Below are 16,158 nucleotides of genomic sequence, written 5' to 3' on the forward strand. Positions count from 1 at the left end.
TAACATTCCCCTTTCGCTGTAAACATAAGTGTGGTATTTGTGCAACACTTACGATTTCGCAGTGGAACACATGGCCTTTCAGAAGATCAAAAATGCACTTGGGCTTGGCACCGAAGAAAAGGCGCTGACCCTGACCGACCCCGACACCCTGAGCTTGTTTGGGGTGCTACCCACCGCGTCCGGCGTTTCCATCGATCCCGGCAACGCTATGCGCGTTCCGGCCGTAGCCTGCGCAGTCGGGCTTATCTCTGAGACCATCGGCGCGCTGCCGGTCAAACTCTATGAGCGGGACAGTAAATCGGCGCTCACTGACCACCCGGCCTATCGCCTTGTGCATGACGAGGCAAACGAGTGGACAAGTGCCGCAGAGCTGCGCCGTGATCTGACCCTTGATGCCCTTTTGCACGGGGCAGGGCATGCACAGGTGATCCGCACCGGCGACGGCACCCCCTATGAGCTGCACCGGCTGGAACCCGGCTCTGTTCAGCCCGACAAAGAAACAGACGGCGAACCCTTCTACCGTGTCACCACAGACGCCGGGCAGGTTCGTCTTTCCTATCGAGATGTGCTGCGCATTGAGGCGATTGGCGGTGTGTCACCGATCACGCTGGGCAAGAACGCAATCGCCCTGGCGTCCGGCTTCGAAAACCATATCAGCACGTTCTTCAAGAATGGTGGCCGCCCCTCTGGTGTTATTAAAACACTGAAATCCATGACGCCCGAGACTAAGAAGGCATTAGCCGAGAATTTTTCCAAGTCACATAGCGGCGACAATTCCGGAAGCGTTGCTATTTTTGACGAAGGGATGGAATACATCCCGCTTACCGTTTCCCCCGCCGATGCCCAGTTCGCCGAAAACCGGCTAGAACAGATCAGGGAGATCGCACGTGTATTCCGGGTGCCACCCACCATGCTTTTCGAGCTGTCGCGTGGCACATGGTCGAACACCGAGGAAATGGCCCGGCAGTTCATGCAGATCACGCTTAAGCCGTGGCTGACCAATTGGAGCTGGGCCTATGCCCGGTGCCTGTTGACCCCCGAGGAACGCAAAGAAGCCTACCTTGAGGCCGTTACGGATGACCTGCTGACCACCGACACGGCAGCCCGTGCCGCTGCATACGGCCAGTATCGCAGCATGGGCTCTATCACCGCCAACGAGGTGCGCGCCGGGCTGAACCTTCCGCCCATGCCCGGCGGCGACACGCTGGACAATCCACACATCACAACCCCCGACAACCGCAGCAAGGACAACGCAGCATGAAGTTGACGCACACCGCCTTTTTTGGTGACGGCGAACACACGTTCGCGCTCACCGATGACATGATCACCGAACTTGAGCGCATTGCCGATCTGGGCTTTGGCGCGTTCTATCTGCGCTCAATCAACATGCAGTTCAAGCTTTCCGATTTGGTTGAGGTGATCCGCCTTGGCCTGATCGGTGGCGGCACCACCCCGGAGAGGGCCGCGCAGCTCACTGACACTTACGCCCGGAACCGCCCGATTGACGAGCTGTATCCGTTGGCGTTCGACATTTTAGATGCGCGTTGGGGGTGGTGCCGCTGAAGATGAGGAAGTCCCGATTGCGTAAGGTCTATCTGCATGGCGCTCTGACGCAGCACGGCGAGTGTCACAGCTTTGACGTTCTGACGGCAGGCGATGCGATTGCTGCGCTTGTCGCTAACTTCCCACCTATCATGGAAGACCTGCGTAAAGGCTCATGGGTGATCCTGCGCGGTGATCCTGAAACGGGTATCGCTCTGGATGAAGACGCGGTGGCCGGGATGCAGCTTGGTGATGCCGATCTGCACATCATGCCGGAAATCGTAGGTGCAAAGAACGGCAACGGTGCCCTGAAAGCAATTCTTGGCGTTGCTCTGATCGCTATTACTGCCGGTGGCGCAGCGCCTTTTCTCGCAAATCCTATCATGGCTGGTGCTGGTGCAACATGGAGCAACGCAGTCGGTCAGATGGGCGTCGCGATGGCCCTGACTGGCGTCTCTCAGATGCTCGCCCCTGAGCATGAGAGCGCAGACGAAGAAAAGAGCTACACGTTCACTGGCCCTGTATCGAGCCACGGGCAGGGCCAGCCAATCCCAGTCGTTTACGGCGAAGTGATCACCGGCGGTGTTCTCGTCTCCGGCGGCATTGATGCCGATGGGTTGGAGTCCGTCACCGAAGCTCCGGTCGAGAGCAGAGACCCCTCCGACATCTTCGGAGGTAGATTTAACTGGAGTTCTGGACCGCAACAACATGACTGACCGTATTGAAATCAAGGCGGCGCTGGCCGTCACTGACGACGCAGGCACCGTAAGTGGTGTCGCATGGCCCTTTTCGCCCGACTCGGTAGGGGACGTGATTGAGAAGGGCGCATTCACCTTCCCGGCTTCCCTGCCGATCTGCATGGAGCATGATCAGGGGCAGGTTGTCGGTATCTGGGAAGACTTCACTGAGACCGAGCGCGGTCTTGAGGTGAAGGGCCGTTTGTTTGTCGAAGGCATTGACCCGGCACAGAAGGCGCACCGCCACCTTAAAGCCGGTGTAATCACCGGCCTTTCCATCGGCTTCAAGCATGGCGGTTATGAAAAGCGTCCGGAAGGCGGGCGCACATTCAAGGCCGTCACCGTCACTGAAATCTCCCTCTGCAAACGCCCGGTTCATCCCGCCGCGCGTGTCACAGAGGTGAAAGCAACCCCCAAGCCCCTCAAGGAGACCCCCAACGTGGAAAACGAGAAAATCGAAAACGAAACCGAACCGAAGGCCGCACCCCCGGCCAATGACACGCCGCAGGTACCCCAGATCGACACCAAAGCGTTCACCGAGATCAAAGACCGGCTGGACCGGCTGGAAGCCAAAGGCAACCGTCCTCAGATCACCGGCGCTGCCAACCCGGTCATGCCTGCCGAAGAGGTCAAGGCATTCACCCACTACCTGTCCACCGGCGAGAAGAAAGCGCTGACCACGGCCAGCGATACCGCAAACCACATCCTTGCCCCCGAGGACGTGAGCGGCGAGTTCATTCGCAATCTGGTGGAATACAGCCCCATTCGCGGCATTGCTGATGTGCGCACCACCGGCGCAGCAAACATCATCCTGCCGAAACGCACCGGGATCACCAATGCCGCATGGGTGGGTGAAACCGACGCCCGGACGGGCAGCGAACCGACCTTCGATCAGTCGGAAATCGCGGTGAAAGAAATCGCCACCTTTGTGGATATGTCTCTTCAGCTCGCTGAAGACAGCGCCAACGTTCTGAGCGAAGTAAATCTCGCCCTGGCTGAAGACTTCGGCCAGAAGGAAAACGTGTCGTTTGTCAGCGGCAACACCGCCCTTGAGCCTTCAGGGTTCATGGTAGATGCCAACATCGGCGAGACTGTCGCGGCTGCCGCTGCCGCAATCGACGCGGATGAGCTGATCGCGCTCATGTATGCGCTGCCGGCCACTTACCGGAATGCAGGCACTTGGGTCATGAACGGCCAGACCCTTGCCGCCATTCGCACGCTGAAAGACGGCCACGGCAACTATCTGTGGCAGCCGTCATATCAGGCAGGTCAGCCAGAAACCATTCTGGGCCGCCCGGTGGTTGAAGCCGTGGACATGCCGGACATTGGAGCAGGCGCAGAGCCGATCATGTTTGGCGACTTCAAGCGCGGCTACCGCATCTATGACCGCCTGTCGCTGGCTGTTCTGGCTGACCCTTACACTCAGCGTGCAAACGGCCTGATGCGTTACCATGCGCGCCGTCGTGTCGGTGCTGGTGTGGTGCGTCCTGACGCCTTCCGCAAGTTGCAGATGGCAGCCGCGTAACCATGAAACCGCAGCTCGCATGTGATGCAATCGCACTGGAATACGGCGGCAACGCCGTGTTCTTGCGTCCGTCTTTGCGGGCTGCACTCCACCTTGAGCGCTTGCATGGTGGCTTCCCGGAGCTGCTGCGCAAGATCGAGGAATTCGACACACTGACAGTTTGGCAGGTGATCACCGCCACAGCCGGGAAAGAAGCCGCTGACAAGCTGTTCAGCTACGCGGCCACTCAGCCCTTGTCAGGTTTCTATCACGTTGCCCAGAAACCGCTTCATGATCTGGTTTGGGCGTTTATCCCCAAATCCCCGGAAGATGAAAGCGCTGCAACAGCGGAAGCTGACCGGACGCCGTGGTCTGAGGTCTTCAAAGAGCTGTATGGTTTCGCTACCGGGTGGCTGGGCTGGACGCCGGAAACTGCATGGAACGCCACGCCGCAGGAAATCACCGACGCCTTCAATGCCCATATTGCCAAGCTCAAGGCCATTCACGGTGAGGCAGAGGAAACCAACCCCGGCCAGAGCGAAGAACAGCGCAAACAGAACGCCGAGCTGGGCCTTGATCCTGAGTTTGATCGAGCAGGGCTTGCGGCGCTGAAAGAGCTGTCAGCAATGCGTGAGGGGATGGCTGCCTAATGCCGAAACCACCCCATATCTGCACATGCGGTCAGATCGTGCCCCATGGTGAACGCTGCGCCTGTCAGATCAAGCGCACCCGTGAACGCAACAAACGCCATGACGCCAAGCGCCCCAGTGCCGCCCGGCGCGGCTACAATCGTGCGTGGCGCAAAGCCCGTGACGCCTTTCTCAAGATCAATGATCGCTGTGCTTGGCCCGGCTGTGGCGCACCTGCGACCACCGTTGACCACATCAAGCCCCACCGTGGCGATGATCGGCTGTTCTGGGATCGCACCAACTGGCAGCCCCTTTGTGTGCCCTGTCACAATCGACACAAGCAACGGCAGGAACGCAGCACATGAGTATCAATTCTGAAAAGGCTCTGTGGCAAGAGGTTCTTCTCTTGCAGGTTGATGATGCTCTACTGGGTGCGACCGGTGCGAACACGCGCAAGCATCGTATTGTTCTGATCGACAAGGCACGCGCCTATCTCACCACTCCGTCGTCTGATCTTGAAACAGTGTGCACACTTGCCGGTATAGACATGGCCGCACTGATTGAGGCCATGCGCGCGAAGATCGCCAATGCCCCCAGCCCAACCGAATTGGCTAGCCGCCGCAAGGCAAATGCTGCCACGCTACGCAAGCGCCCTAAGCAACCTCAGCCGAAACGCGTAAAGATCGCAGACAGGCCGATAACCTTCAACGGAACCACGTTGACAATCCAGCAATGGGCAGACCGCACCGGCCTGACTGCCATGCAAATCTATTCGCGCTTGCGCCAAGGCTTCACTGTTGAACGCGCACTTACCCAACCGATGAACAAGCGCAATCGCGGATGGGGTGCGACTGGTGCAGCCAACGTCACACATGCACCGGGGGTGGGTTCCAACTTTGGGCGCTTAGAGGGGACCGGCGGGGGGAGGTCCGCACAAGACAGACCGAAAATAAGTTTTTCATCGAATGAGAAGGTTGAAGCATGACCGCAACAACATCCCTTAGCCTGCTGAAATCGCAGCTTAACCTTGACCATGATCTTGATGACGCCCTGCTTGCGCACAAGCTGGACGCCGCCGAAATCTGGATCGGCCACCACACCGGTACAGCCTTTGTAGCTGGTAACGCCGTGCTGACAGAGGCCGCATTACAGCTCGCCGCCTACTGGTATGAACAGCGCGAAACGGCCAGTGACGTGACCATGCGCCCGGTGCCGTTCGGCGTCTATGAGCTGCTTGCCCCGTATCGTGAACAGGTGACAGGTTATGTCGAAGCATAAGAGCCTTACCCAGCAATCCAAAGAACTTGAAAAGCGCCTTTTGGCTATCCCGGAAGTCGTTCGTAAGGGTGTGCAACCGGCGCTGATCAAAGGCGCAGAAGAAACCGCTGCAATCGCGCGCGCATTGGTGCCCGTGGAAGAAGGCGACCTGAAAGAGTCCATCACCGTGACTGAACCCGGCCACACCACCCCGGCTTACGCAGAGGGCGGCGGTAAACGCACGGCTAGCAGCAATCAGGCGCTGGTGACTGCCGGAAATGAAAACGTGCGCCACGGCCACTTGCAGGAGTTCGGCACCGTCAAGCAGGAGGCCCAGCCCTTCATGCGTCCGGCTGCCCGGCTGGTAAAACCGAAAGCGCAGCGCCGTATCAGTCGCGCCATTGGGCAGGCAATCAAGAAAGCCGCAGAGGGGAAGGCATGATCGACCCCAGCCTTGAGTTTCAGACCGCAATCCGGTCGCAACTGATTACAAATCAGTCTGTGAGCGCCCTTGTGCCTGCCGATCATATCCGGGCTGGTTCGACGCGTCCGGATAAACTGCCTACCATCATCATGGCAGAACCACAGCTCATCAATCTGGGTCGCGTAAGCAGCGACCAGTATCTCACGCGCGTTTATGTCGACCTGCATATCTGGGCACTGGAAGACGGGGCAGACATGGCCCGGCAGATCGGTGCAGCGGCGTCGGTCGCGCTTTGGGATGCCCCGAACAGCGACACGGTAGGCATTGATGCCTATGAGCGCCCCAGCTTCGCGTTTACGCGCGACCCTGACCCGGAGCGGGCCTACTGCCACGGCGTCGGCACCGTGGAAGGTGTGATCAGGTGGAGGGTGTGAGCATGATGAAAGCAGGTAAGCTTGATCGGCAGATCACCATCACGCGTGAAACTGAGACCGTGGCAGCGTCCGGTGCCGTGTCGAAAGCATGGGCCACCGTGGCGACTGTCCGCGCAGAGCTAGTGCAGCGTAGTGCCGACGAATACCTGGCTGGCTTCGGTGAAGCCGATACGCGCGGTGCGGTGTTCCGCATACGGTATCTGGCCGGGATCACCACCGCAGACCGTGTGACCTTTGATGGCGCGACATATGACATTGACGAAATCGCGGAGCTGGGCCGAAGACGCGGCCTTGAGCTGCGCTGTTCACAGGTGGCGGCATGAGCGTGCATTCGCGCGGCGTAAAGCCGCCCCTTTGCCCTGACAATGACGCCCTGACCAAAGCGCCGCCGGTGCCGAAATACCTTTCAGCCCACGCCAAGGCTGAGTGGAAGCGGATCATGCCGCAGCTTATCGGGCGCAGGATCATTACCAAGGCCGATCTGGCCGGTGTGGAGAACTACTGCGCGGCGGTAGGTGCAGCACGCACAATCGCTGACACTATGAGCGCTGGGGCCTTGCCTGATCTGAAAATGGGTGGCCTGCAAATCCGCTACATGCAGACTGCGCGTCAGCTTGCCGCCGAATACGGCCTGACCCCGACAAGCCGCGCCCGGATTGGTGCTGGACTGCCGGATGATGACGACGAAGTGAACCCCCTGAAAATCTGAAAATGACCGAGCCTAGCACATATCCGCATTGGTTGTTTGATGGCAGCACAATCCCTGATCCGCTTGGTCATGGTGAACGTGCGGTTCAGTTCTTGCGTGCGCTCAAACACCCAGCCAGTAAAGCGCCTAAGCGCGCATTGCAGCTTGCCGACTGGCAGGAAAGAATCGTGCGGCGCATCTATGGCCCTGTTGATGCTGATGGCGAGCGGATGGTGCGCGAGGTTTTTCTGATGATACCGCGCGGCAACCGCAAGACTTCGCTGGCAGCGGCGCTTTCCATTCTGCACCTGCTTGGGCCGCAGCGTGTGCCCGGTGGGCAGATCATTTTTGCCGCTGCCGATCGCAAGCAATCCTCCATCGGCTTCGCGGAAGCCGCGAAGATCGTGCGTGAAGACCGGCACCTTGTTCAGGCCACCAAGATTTATGATCCAACGAACGCGCCCAAGACCATCAAGTCCATGATTGACGGATCTACCTTGGAGGCAGCATCCAGCGATGGCAAGGCGATGCACGGCACAACACCGACATTCACCTTGATAGATGAAATCCACGCATGGCGCAGTTCTGGCCGTGATCTTTGGGAAGCGTTGCAATCAGGCATGGCGAAGCGCCCCGGTGGTTTAACCGTAATTGCCACCACTGCGGGAAGGGGCCGCGAAGGTTTGGCGGCGGAGCGTTACGCATACGCGCGGAAGGTTGCGCTGGGTGAGATAGACAATCCGTCATTTCTTCCGGTCATCTTCGAACCTGAGAAGGATGACGACTGGCAGGACGAAGCACTTTGGCACAAAGTTAACCCCGGTTTGTCGCTGGGTTTTCACGACTTCAAGAAGCTGCGAAACGACGCCAAAGAAGCACTGGACAACCCGTCAAAGCGCTACGAGTTTCAGCAATACAACCTGAACATTTGGCACGGGAACAGCCGTGATCCGCTGTTCAATTTCGAGACATATGACGCACACAGGTTTCCTGATGAGGAAACCGACCTTGAAGCGCTGCCTTGCTATGTGGGTGTTGACTATGCCCAGAGCGGCGACCTTGCCGCCGTTGTGGCAGCATGGCGTTTCCGGGATGGCCAGATTGCAATCAAACCGTGGTTCTTTGTCGCCGGAGAGGGATTGCAGGAACGCGAGCGGTTGGAGGGCGTGCCCTATCAGCGCTGGATTGATGACGGATATATCACTGCAACTGAAGGGCCAGTAATCCCACAACAGGAAGTGCAAGACCTGATCCGTGAAATCTGTGCCAGGCACAGCGTTGAACAGATCGCTTATGACCCGTGGAAATTTCAGGTGGCGGCGATGGAGCTGCACGACGAAGGTTTGCCGATGGTCGAGATGAGACAGGGACCGGCCACAATGGGGCCTGCCGCCGGTGAACTGGTGCGTGCCGTGAATGGCCGCTTGATCCGGCATGACGGCAACCCGGTGCTGCGCAATCATTTTGCCAGTGTGGCGGCTGTGACAGGCGATACAGGCAATATCCGCATGACCAAGGCCGACCCGAAGCACGACCACATCGACGGGGCTTTTGCAGCGACAATGGCAGTCAGTCGTGCGGTGGCCGGTGAAACAAACCGCAGTCAGTATTCCGGCGAGTGCGCCGAAATCTTCGTATTCCAATGAGGTAAGAGCAATGAATGAAGCAGACCTTCCCGGACTCATTACGGTCCTAGAGGCCCGAGTAGACAAGTTCGAAAAGGGCTTCGCTCGCGCTAACCGGGTGCAGCGCAGATCGGCTGCACAGATGGAACGCCGGGCCAAGCAGTCGGCAGACCGGTTGCGCAATACATATGGTAAAATGGGTGATGGAGTAGCGGCGGCGTTCAAGAAACTGGCCCTGCCGGTTCTTGGTGCCGCTGGTCTGGGCGGCCTCACCAGAGAAGCATTTCAGGCAACAAAATCCATCGCGCAGCTTGGCGACGAAGCCAAACGGGCAGGGGTGCCGCTCGAGGATTTTCAGGAATGGAAATTCGTCGCGGAACAGAACCGCATCGGCATTGATGCAATGGTTGATGGCTTGAAAGAGCTGAACCTGCGCGCAGACGAATTTGTTGTCACCGGAAAGGGACCGGCTGCCGAGGCCTTTGCCACTTTGGGCTATGGCGCTGACGAACTTCGCGAGAAGCTAAAAGACCCGTCTGACCTGCTTTTGGAAATCTTCGAGCGTTCGCGGCGTTTGAGCCGGGCAGGGCGCATTCGTGTGGCAGATGAGATATTCGGCGGCACCGCTGGCGAGCGCTTTGTTGAACTCATGGGCCGCAGTGACGAACAGTTGCGCCAGACCATCGACCGGGCGCATGAGCTGGGCCTTGTGCTGGGTGACGATGTAGTTGCCAGCGCTGACGAGGTTAGCCGCAAATTCGACGAGCTGACGACGCGCATATCCACATTCGGAAAGAAGGTGGCCGTCGCCGTCGCGGACGGGATTGCCGAAGCTGCCGATCTGCGCGCCAAGCTGGATGAGATTTTCAAAGATGAAGCGCAGGGCCGCGCCGTTCTGGGTGATGAGCTATACGACGCATTTGCCGCGAACCGCGATGCCGTTGACGAGACAGCCGACGATATTGCCCGGCTGAATGCCGCACACAATGGCCTTGTCGAAAGCACAGACAAGACCGCAGCCGCAATGCTGAGTGCATCAAATCTGGCTCGCTCATATGGCTACGATGAAGTTGCAACTGATCTGGCAGGCACCGCGGCTGAAATGGTGGTGCTTGCTGACGAATTCAGCAATGGCAGCCTTTCCAGTGAAGACTTCGCGACCAAGCTGGACGAAGTGCAGAAATCGGCGTCTGGTGCGTTCGACAAGTTGGATGAGGCCGACAAGGTAGATTTCAGCTTGGCTATCTCGGAAGTGGCCCGGCTGGGTGGTGCCTTGCAGACCGTTATCGGGCTTGCATCGTCGCTTAAGGGTGCACTAGCCGAAGCCGCTGGGGGTGACGTCGCGAAAACACCTATGCAGACCTTCCGGGAAGCTGACGCGGAATCCATGCGCAACTGGGAAGCCGAAAAGGCGGCGCTGGACAGCTTTCTTGCCAGTGAGGCGGAACGCAATGGTATGTCGCGTGAACGCCTGACTCTTGAGCGTGAAATCGCATCCGTGATGAAGCGCGCCGCCACCGATGGCGTAACGCTGACACGCGCACAGGCAGAGGCAGCCGCAGTCGCTAAGGTCGCAGCCGATGCAGCGCGCAATGACGTCGGGAAGGGTGGTGGTTCGCGCCCCGACGAATTCACCCGTGCTGTGCAGTCGATCAAAGACGAAACGATTGCTCTTGAGCTTGAAGCAACGGCGATGATCGCAACGGCCAGCGCCAGCCGGGACTTGGCGGGAAGCATCGAAGCCGCGCGCCGGGAAGCTGAGTTACTGCATTCGGCCCAGATGCAGGGCCTTGAGCTGACACCGGCATTGCGGGCAGAAATTAAACAGCTCGCCTTGGACTACGCCAGCGCCTCAGAGGCAGCCGAACAGGCAGAGAACGGCCTTGATAGCTTGAAGAGCGCAAAGGAACAGGTGCGCGGAAGCCTAAGCGGGGCGTTCGGTGATCTGGTGACAGGTGCGCGTGACTTCGACAGCGTGTTGCAGTCGGTGCTTGGGCGTCTTGCCGAGATGGCGGCCAGCCGCGCCTTTGAGAATATCCTTACCGGGATGGGTGGCCTTAGTGGCGGTGGTGGTATCCTTGGCACGTTTCTTTCATTGCTGGGTTTTGCAAACGGCGGCTACACCGGCGACGGTGGCAAGTTCGAACCTGCCGGGGTGGTGCATCGCGGTGAATACGTGATGAGCAAAGAGGCCACCCGGAAGATTGGCGTCGGTAATCTGGAAGCGCTGCACAGCGCCGCTAAGAGGGGTTATTCCTCTGGCGGGTATGTGGGTGGCCGGGCACCCCTTAGACCGGCCTCAGCGACTCGCAGAGAGTCCCTGAGCGATGCCGCGCCCGTGGTAAACATCTCTGCACCTGTGACCGTGAATGCAAATGGCGGGACGCCGGAACAGAACAATGATCTTGCGACGAAACTGGCAAAGCAGATGGAAGGCACTATGCGGGGCGTGATAGTAGATGAAGTGCGACGTCAGATGCGGCCCGGAAACATTTTGGGAAAACGTGGCCGTAGTTGATTTTAGGTGAAAGACATGGCGAGAAAAGATGCAAAACCAGAAATGCAACACGTTGTCCCCAAAGCAGCGCTGTTAAACAACTTTGCGTTTCAAAAAACTGGCCAGAAATCACGACATGTATTTTTGTTTGACCGAATAAGAGGCAAACTGGTTACAGGCGCGCCAAGCGTAAACAACGTGTTGGGTCAGCGCAATTTTTACTCTGCGACGGTTGGCGATAGCATTTACTCGATTGAGCAAGGCTTAACCGATTTAGAAGATGCTGCGGCACCGATTATTTCTGGTATTGTGTCGGATGAAAGCTTGAAAAACTTGTCTGATGAGCATCGGGCTTACCTATCCACTTTTGTGGCAGCCCAATGGCTGCGTTCACCAAGAGTTCGTGCGTCACAAGGCGCTTTGAGTGAGGCTATAGCAAGAAAGAGCGCAGTAATTGCGCCAGATGCATCCAACCTTCCTGAGATTGAGGCGTTTGCAACAAAGGTCGGAGTGAAAGTAACCTCAATCAAGTTGATCGCCGATATGACGTCAAATCTTGCTGAGCGACTTTACTCGTATAGGTGGCTGCTTCACCGCGCTCCTAAAGACCAAGGATTTTGGGTATCTGATTGCCCTGTAGTAATGCACAATGAGCATGATTTTGGTCCCTATAGCAACGTTGGATTTGGTGTCTCCGGTGTCCAAATTACGATGCCTTTGAGTTCCGAGATAGCACTCTCGATCTGGCATCCTCGGGTGGTTGTCGATCTTGAGGACGGAAAGAAGGAACTGATAAAATCTCGCGGGCAGATGAAAGCTACAAGTGTGCTCAGTTCAAGAATTGACCACGATGAAGTGGCAGACTTAATCGAGAGCATTGAGCAGAAAATTTCAGGTGTAGAATCCATATTGAACAGCCTGGACAACGGAGCCGCCTTGGTCGCTACTCCTGAGAACATGGATCACTTCAATTCGTTGCAATACGAATGGTCGCAGAGATTTATCGCTAGCAAGAGGAACGACTTTTCTCTCGCAAAAAGAATGTTTGATGACAACCCAGATGGAGGTGTGAAGTTCCGGGTTGATTAGTCGACTTGGGTAAATTTTCCGCAACGTGCATCTGGATGTATCTGCTTGAAGCAGGTGCTCGCCTCGAGTATACTGTCGAAGCCTACGCGGCAGCACAAAGCATCAGCCTACAAAGCAGTCAAAGAAGAGCCACATCCGCTCTTAGACGCCCATACCAGCTCTACTAACAACGCCAGCACCCGGAACATGACGGGGCAGCGAGTCGCCTAGCTGGAAGGTGCAGGAAAGATCGCTTTGGATCGCTCCCCGATGGAAATCATCGGACGCCCCGAACGGTTGCCGCCGGTCACAGACGAAATGGCACAGAAAGACGGTTGCAATGTGCGGTGAGCTTCGGCTCTGGGCCACAACAACCGATCACGTCTAGGTTGGAGGAAAGCCGGGCGTGATGCTCAGTCGAAAGGCTGTAACCGCTTGGCCGTGAGGCCGGGATCGGAGCGCTGCTAGGTCAATGGAAGCCACCTAGTGTTAGTAGCTCTTCACCACCTGTTATATGCAGAACATCCCCCTAGGACATCACAGATTAGGTTGTGTGTTGTCCTAGGGGGAAAGTCCTATGACTGCAGGTATTATTGTTAATTGCTAAAAATTCATTCTGTGCATTTCATATGATCTTCCGGCTGAAAGAACAGAAATGGTGGGCGCGAAGCGCCCGAAAGCGAGCTTTAGCGAGCGCGCAGGAGTGATGATGAATATGAAGGCACGAACTCTGCTTGTAGCACTTACAGGAACTTGGCCGAAGCTGTCCCGGATAGGTGCTGGGAAGGCTGGTTTGAAAACGCCGCCTCCGGAGCTGCGCGCTCTGGCAGAAAAAGCTCATGCGCGCGACGAATTGCTTGAGCATCTCAGCGCGAATATGTTATATTATAACAATTAGGGGCTGGCTTCCAACTTCGCCCCGAGTAGACCTCGCGCCGGATCATCGTTTCGATGTAAGTCAATCGGCGCGGGGTCTTCATTTTCTGAACGTAAGTAAGCACTTAAGCGCGACAATTTGAATGCGTCAGAAGGCATTATCGCGGCTTGATAGGTGGATTCCACCCATGCGAGTCTGGCCGCATAAATCACCTGAGAGGAACATATCATGCAGGCACCCACCGACATCTACATTGACAATGAAACCTATACAGCGCTCCGAGCAGAGCTGGCACACCTGATTACCACGCCCTTTGTGAATGACGCGGATACCAAGGTTGTTGAAGCTCTTGGCGAGATCGGCGGTATCTGGCCCAAGAACGTCATGGATGATGCTGAAATATCTGGAAATTCGCAGGTTTCTGAAGTGGACATTTCAGAAGCTGCCTAACATCAACGACTTACAGGGCCGAATTTTCCTACATTTTCCTACGTAAGTAGAGCTTCGTATTTGCTATAATATGCGAAGTGGCGCGGTCCATCGCCAAACAGACCCGCGCCACGTTCTTTACAATCGACACTAACTTGGAGGCCAATCATGGCAGAAGATTACACGACCCCGAATAACATCGCAAATGATACCGCAGAACACGGTGGCATGCTCATTCATGATTTGGATCAGATGGTTGAACGTGCGGCGCAGGATTGTGCAGCATGAACCCGGTTGCAAACGCCATCCCGCCCAAACCCATTCGGCTTGAAAAATTTCGCATCCCGGCTGGTCTGTTCGAAACTGAGATTGCAGGGTCATGCAATCTCGATGCTGAACACGTCGCCAGCGACAAAGCTGTTTCCGGGCTTTCACATCTGGAAGTTTATGACGGTGGCGAAATGATTGTTCTTTATGGGGCTAGCGACCCGGACCACGTTACAGTGCTGACAAAGACACCGACTGCGGCCTTACTGTGTGTTGCGGCGGGACTTCTGGCGGAGGAAGCCGACTAAACCGGTATTGATTCACCAACACGACAACAACAGACCCGCCGGTGCGAACTGGCGGGTTTCTTTATGTCAAGACTGTTCGACCAATATCTTTCCCGATAGCACATTCGCACATCGAGTAATTCAGGAGAGCAAAATGAAAGTAAGCGTGAGAATTTGGGACACCTCACTTGAGGGCGATTACGGAGACATCCCCGCCTTAGAAGGTGAATGTGATCGGTGCGGTCATACCGTTGAAGTCTACGGTGACAGTGAGAGTTCCGAATTGGCCCTATGCGCGAAAATGCGTGAAGAATGCCCTAATGGCGAAAACAACTTCTATGTGCCAGACCGATGACGCCACGTCATGTGGTCCATTTTAGTGTCCGTTACATCGTTACAAATCACACTGTAAGTCATTGAAAACATTAGCGACAGTGGGGGTTCGAGTCCCTTCACCCGCACCACTTTTCTCTCTGACATGAATATCCGTGCCCAAGGCGATGCGCAGCCCCTGCCCACGGGATCATCCAGCCGCTCGCGGGACGCTTGTCGTGATCCGCGCGCTCTGGCATCTTCGCGGGATGAAGCCCGTTTGGTCATTCTTGTTGCGTGTCGTACCGCTTGCCTGTGCAGGCGGGGTGATGGCGTTGTCGAATGCACTCTGGGCAGAAGAGGATCGGCCCCGGCATTTCCGGTTCTACGGGCACTTTTCGCCGACCATTCTGGGGGTCGATGACGGTGTGGATACCTACGGCAATGCGGCAGACAACTCGAACTCCGGGGGGCGTATCGGGCTGTGGTTTACCAATCCGGTCGGCCAGAACACTTTGAAGTTCAATCTAGAAGTGGGTCTTGGGGTGCGCCAATCCGCGTCGATCAACCAAATCTACGAACCACCTCTGATCGATTTTGACTCGCAGACCCTGCGCAAGGCCGAGGTGATCTATGAGACGCCCCGCTGGGGTACGTTTTCGATCGGGCAGGGCAACATGGGATCGGATGGGGTGGCAGAGTCGGACCTGTCAGGCACGGGCTTGGCCAGCTATGTCGGGATTGCAGACACAGCCGGTGGCTTTCTGTTTCGCACCAAGGCAGGCACGCTGTCGTCGGTCAGTATCCGACAGGCCTTTCCAACCTTTGACGGGGGGCGGTCTCAGCGCATTCGCTGGGACAGTCCCGAGATCAAGTTCGGGGTTCTGGGCAGCCTGAGGTTTGCGGGCTCCATTGGGCAGGAAGATATCGACCGCAACGTCGCCCTGAACGAAGCGCTGCAGGATATGGGGCTGTTCTATCGCAACAGCGTTGGACAGTTTGCGCTTGCGGGGAGTGCCGGTTTGTCCGCCGTGGATGATCCCTTGGCGGGGACGGTGCCCCAGGTCGCAGGTTCCTTCAGCCTGTTGCACCATCCGACCGGTATCAATGGCACCGTGGCGGCGGGATCGCGAGATGGTGCGGGGGAGTACGCCTATTTCAAGCTGGGTGTGAAACGTGATTTCTTTGGCATTGGCAACTCGGCCTTTGCGCTGGATCTCTACGAGTCCTTTGACACGGTAGGGGCCGGATCGCGCGCCGAGTCCGTGGGCTTTGGTCTTGTTCAGACCGTGGATCGTTGGAACACGGATTTCTTCGTCGGATTTCGCAAACATCGCTACTGGGACAGCGGTGCGGTGCGCTACAGGGACGTCGATTCGATCATGTTCGGAGTGCGCTGGCAATTCCGCCGTCTCGAGCAACATCGCAGCGTTTTTGAGGGATTGTGGGAATCCTGAGCGAAAACCGCGTTTGCGGCGCGAAAAGCCGCGTTCCGCCCCTTGCACAGCCCGCCGCCTGCCAATAGAAGGGCAAAAATTTTCGCCCGCGCGCGGGGTCCGCGCGCCGTTAACCCATGGGGAA

Annotated in this window: 19 protein-coding genes; all 19 read left to right on the forward strand. The window is 57.1% G+C overall.

Features of this window, described 5'->3' with window-relative positions; genetic code table 11:
* The first annotated feature begins 70 nt into the window (after window positions 1-70).
* Window positions 71-1,261, forward strand: a complete 1,191-nt coding sequence (locus EK369_RS00385; protein WP_127111712.1) for a phage portal protein — start codon at window positions 71-73, stop codon at window positions 1,259-1,261.
* Window positions 1,258-1,563 (forward strand): gene transfer agent family protein, encoded by a 306-nt coding sequence (locus tag EK369_RS00390; protein WP_127111713.1) that lies wholly within the window; start codon window positions 1,258-1,260, stop codon window positions 1,561-1,563. The genes EK369_RS00385 and EK369_RS00390 overlap by 4 nt, the downstream gene beginning before the upstream one ends.
* A 17-nt stretch (window positions 1,564-1,580) precedes the next feature.
* Window positions 1,581-2,258, forward strand: coding sequence for a tail assembly protein (locus EK369_RS00395; RefSeq protein ID WP_127111714.1), 678 nt, complete (start codon window positions 1,581-1,583; stop codon window positions 2,256-2,258).
* Window positions 2,251-3,804 (forward strand): phage major capsid protein, encoded by a 1,554-nt coding sequence (locus EK369_RS00400; RefSeq protein WP_127111715.1) that lies wholly within the window; start codon window positions 2,251-2,253, stop codon window positions 3,802-3,804. Before EK369_RS00395 ends, EK369_RS00400 begins: the two co-directional genes overlap by 8 nt.
* A gap of 2 nt (window positions 3,805-3,806) precedes the next feature.
* Entirely contained in the window at window positions 3,807-4,433 is a 627-nt protein-coding gene (locus tag EK369_RS00405) for a hypothetical protein (RefSeq protein ID WP_127111716.1), read from the forward strand.
* Window positions 4,433-4,777 carry an HNH endonuclease signature motif containing protein gene (locus EK369_RS00410; protein WP_127111717.1) on the forward strand — a complete coding sequence of 115 codons (345 nt, stop codon included), beginning with the start codon at window positions 4,433-4,435 and terminating at the stop codon, window positions 4,775-4,777. The genes EK369_RS00405 and EK369_RS00410 overlap by 1 nt, the downstream gene beginning before the upstream one ends.
* Window positions 4,774-5,397, forward strand: coding sequence for a hypothetical protein (locus tag EK369_RS00415; protein WP_127111718.1), 624 nt, complete (start codon window positions 4,774-4,776; stop codon window positions 5,395-5,397). The genes EK369_RS00410 and EK369_RS00415 overlap by 4 nt, the downstream gene beginning before the upstream one ends.
* A complete protein-coding gene (locus EK369_RS00420) occupies window positions 5,394-5,690 on the forward strand; it encodes a head-tail connector protein (protein WP_127111719.1) in 297 nt (98 codons plus the stop codon). The genes EK369_RS00415 and EK369_RS00420 overlap by 4 nt, the downstream gene beginning before the upstream one ends.
* Window positions 5,677-6,111 carry an HK97-gp10 family putative phage morphogenesis protein gene (locus tag EK369_RS00425; protein ID WP_127111720.1) on the forward strand — a complete coding sequence of 145 codons (435 nt, stop codon included), beginning with the start codon at window positions 5,677-5,679 and terminating at the stop codon, window positions 6,109-6,111. Before EK369_RS00420 ends, EK369_RS00425 begins: the two co-directional genes overlap by 14 nt.
* On the forward strand, window positions 6,108-6,527 hold the full coding sequence (gp17, locus tag EK369_RS00430; RefSeq protein WP_127111721.1) for a tail completion protein gp17: 420 nt from the start codon (window positions 6,108-6,110) through the stop codon (window positions 6,525-6,527). Before EK369_RS00425 ends, gp17 begins: the two co-directional genes overlap by 4 nt.
* Window positions 6,528-6,529: 2 nt before the next feature.
* Window positions 6,530-6,850, forward strand: coding sequence for a phage head closure protein (locus tag EK369_RS00435; protein ID WP_127112480.1), 321 nt, complete (start codon window positions 6,530-6,532; stop codon window positions 6,848-6,850).
* Window positions 6,847-7,236 carry a phage terminase small subunit P27 family gene (locus tag EK369_RS00440; protein WP_127111722.1) on the forward strand — a complete coding sequence of 130 codons (390 nt, stop codon included), beginning with the start codon at window positions 6,847-6,849 and terminating at the stop codon, window positions 7,234-7,236. The genes EK369_RS00435 and EK369_RS00440 overlap by 4 nt, the downstream gene beginning before the upstream one ends.
* A 2-nt stretch (window positions 7,237-7,238) precedes the next feature.
* On the forward strand, window positions 7,239-8,861 hold the full coding sequence (locus EK369_RS00445) for a terminase large subunit (protein ID WP_127111723.1): 1,623 nt from the start codon (window positions 7,239-7,241) through the stop codon (window positions 8,859-8,861).
* Between the two features lie 10 nt (window positions 8,862-8,871).
* Complete coding sequence (locus EK369_RS00450; protein ID WP_164726766.1) at window positions 8,872-11,358, forward strand: phage tail tape measure protein; 2,487 nt, start codon at window positions 8,872-8,874, stop codon at window positions 11,356-11,358.
* A gap of 15 nt (window positions 11,359-11,373) precedes the next feature.
* Window positions 11,374-12,426, forward strand: a complete 1,053-nt coding sequence (locus tag EK369_RS00455) for a DUF4238 domain-containing protein (protein ID WP_127111725.1) — start codon at window positions 11,374-11,376, stop codon at window positions 12,424-12,426.
* A gap of 688 nt (window positions 12,427-13,114) precedes the next feature.
* Window positions 13,115-13,303 (forward strand): hypothetical protein, encoded by a 189-nt coding sequence (locus tag EK369_RS21945; RefSeq protein ID WP_206198001.1) that lies wholly within the window; start codon window positions 13,115-13,117, stop codon window positions 13,301-13,303.
* 207 nt (window positions 13,304-13,510) lie between these two features.
* Window positions 13,511-13,732, forward strand: a complete 222-nt coding sequence (locus EK369_RS00460) for a hypothetical protein (protein ID WP_127111726.1) — start codon at window positions 13,511-13,513, stop codon at window positions 13,730-13,732.
* Window positions 13,733-13,995: 263 nt separating this feature from the next.
* Window positions 13,996-14,286, forward strand: coding sequence for a hypothetical protein (locus tag EK369_RS00465; RefSeq protein WP_127111727.1), 291 nt, complete (start codon window positions 13,996-13,998; stop codon window positions 14,284-14,286).
* 530 nt (window positions 14,287-14,816) lie between these two features.
* On the forward strand, window positions 14,817-16,034 hold the full coding sequence (locus tag EK369_RS00470; protein WP_206198002.1) for a porin: 1,218 nt from the start codon (window positions 14,817-14,819) through the stop codon (window positions 16,032-16,034).
* Window positions 16,035-16,158: the final 124 nt, after the last annotated feature.

The sequence above is a fragment of the Shimia sediminis genome, assembly GCF_003990645.1.
Classification (GTDB): domain Bacteria; phylum Pseudomonadota; class Alphaproteobacteria; order Rhodobacterales; family Rhodobacteraceae; genus Shimia; species Shimia sediminis.

What these genes read in the sequence shown, in the direction of transcription:
- EK369_RS00385 (WP_127111712.1), top strand. Translation starts at nt 71, where the DNA reads ATGGCCTTTCAGAAGATCAAAAATGCACTTGGGCTTGGCACCGAAGAA.
- EK369_RS00390 (WP_127111713.1), top strand. Translation starts at nt 1,258, where the DNA reads ATGAAGTTGACGCACACCGCCTTTTTTGGTGACGGCGAACACACGTTC.
- EK369_RS00400 (WP_127111715.1), top strand. Translation starts at nt 2,251, where the DNA reads ATGACTGACCGTATTGAAATCAAGGCGGCGCTGGCCGTCACTGACGAC.
- EK369_RS00405 (WP_127111716.1), top strand. Translation starts at nt 3,807, where the DNA reads ATGAAACCGCAGCTCGCATGTGATGCAATCGCACTGGAATACGGCGGC.
- EK369_RS00410 (WP_127111717.1), top strand. Translation starts at nt 4,433, where the DNA reads ATGCCGAAACCACCCCATATCTGCACATGCGGTCAGATCGTGCCCCAT.
- EK369_RS00415 (WP_127111718.1), top strand. Translation starts at nt 4,774, where the DNA reads ATGAGTATCAATTCTGAAAAGGCTCTGTGGCAAGAGGTTCTTCTCTTG.
- EK369_RS00420 (WP_127111719.1), top strand. Translation starts at nt 5,394, where the DNA reads ATGACCGCAACAACATCCCTTAGCCTGCTGAAATCGCAGCTTAACCTT.
- EK369_RS00425 (WP_127111720.1), top strand. Translation starts at nt 5,677, where the DNA reads ATGTCGAAGCATAAGAGCCTTACCCAGCAATCCAAAGAACTTGAAAAG.
- gp17 (WP_127111721.1), top strand. Translation starts at nt 6,108, where the DNA reads ATGATCGACCCCAGCCTTGAGTTTCAGACCGCAATCCGGTCGCAACTG.
- EK369_RS00435 (WP_127112480.1), top strand. Translation starts at nt 6,530, where the DNA reads ATGATGAAAGCAGGTAAGCTTGATCGGCAGATCACCATCACGCGTGAA.
- EK369_RS00440 (WP_127111722.1), top strand. Translation starts at nt 6,847, where the DNA reads ATGAGCGTGCATTCGCGCGGCGTAAAGCCGCCCCTTTGCCCTGACAAT.
- EK369_RS00445 (WP_127111723.1), top strand. Translation starts at nt 7,239, where the DNA reads ATGACCGAGCCTAGCACATATCCGCATTGGTTGTTTGATGGCAGCACA.
- EK369_RS00450 (WP_164726766.1), top strand. Translation starts at nt 8,872, where the DNA reads ATGAATGAAGCAGACCTTCCCGGACTCATTACGGTCCTAGAGGCCCGA.
- EK369_RS00455 (WP_127111725.1), top strand. Translation starts at nt 11,374, where the DNA reads ATGGCGAGAAAAGATGCAAAACCAGAAATGCAACACGTTGTCCCCAAA.
- EK369_RS21945 (WP_206198001.1), top strand. Translation starts at nt 13,115, where the DNA reads ATGAATATGAAGGCACGAACTCTGCTTGTAGCACTTACAGGAACTTGG.
- EK369_RS00460 (WP_127111726.1), top strand. Translation starts at nt 13,511, where the DNA reads ATGCAGGCACCCACCGACATCTACATTGACAATGAAACCTATACAGCG.
- EK369_RS00465 (WP_127111727.1), top strand. Translation starts at nt 13,996, where the DNA reads ATGAACCCGGTTGCAAACGCCATCCCGCCCAAACCCATTCGGCTTGAA.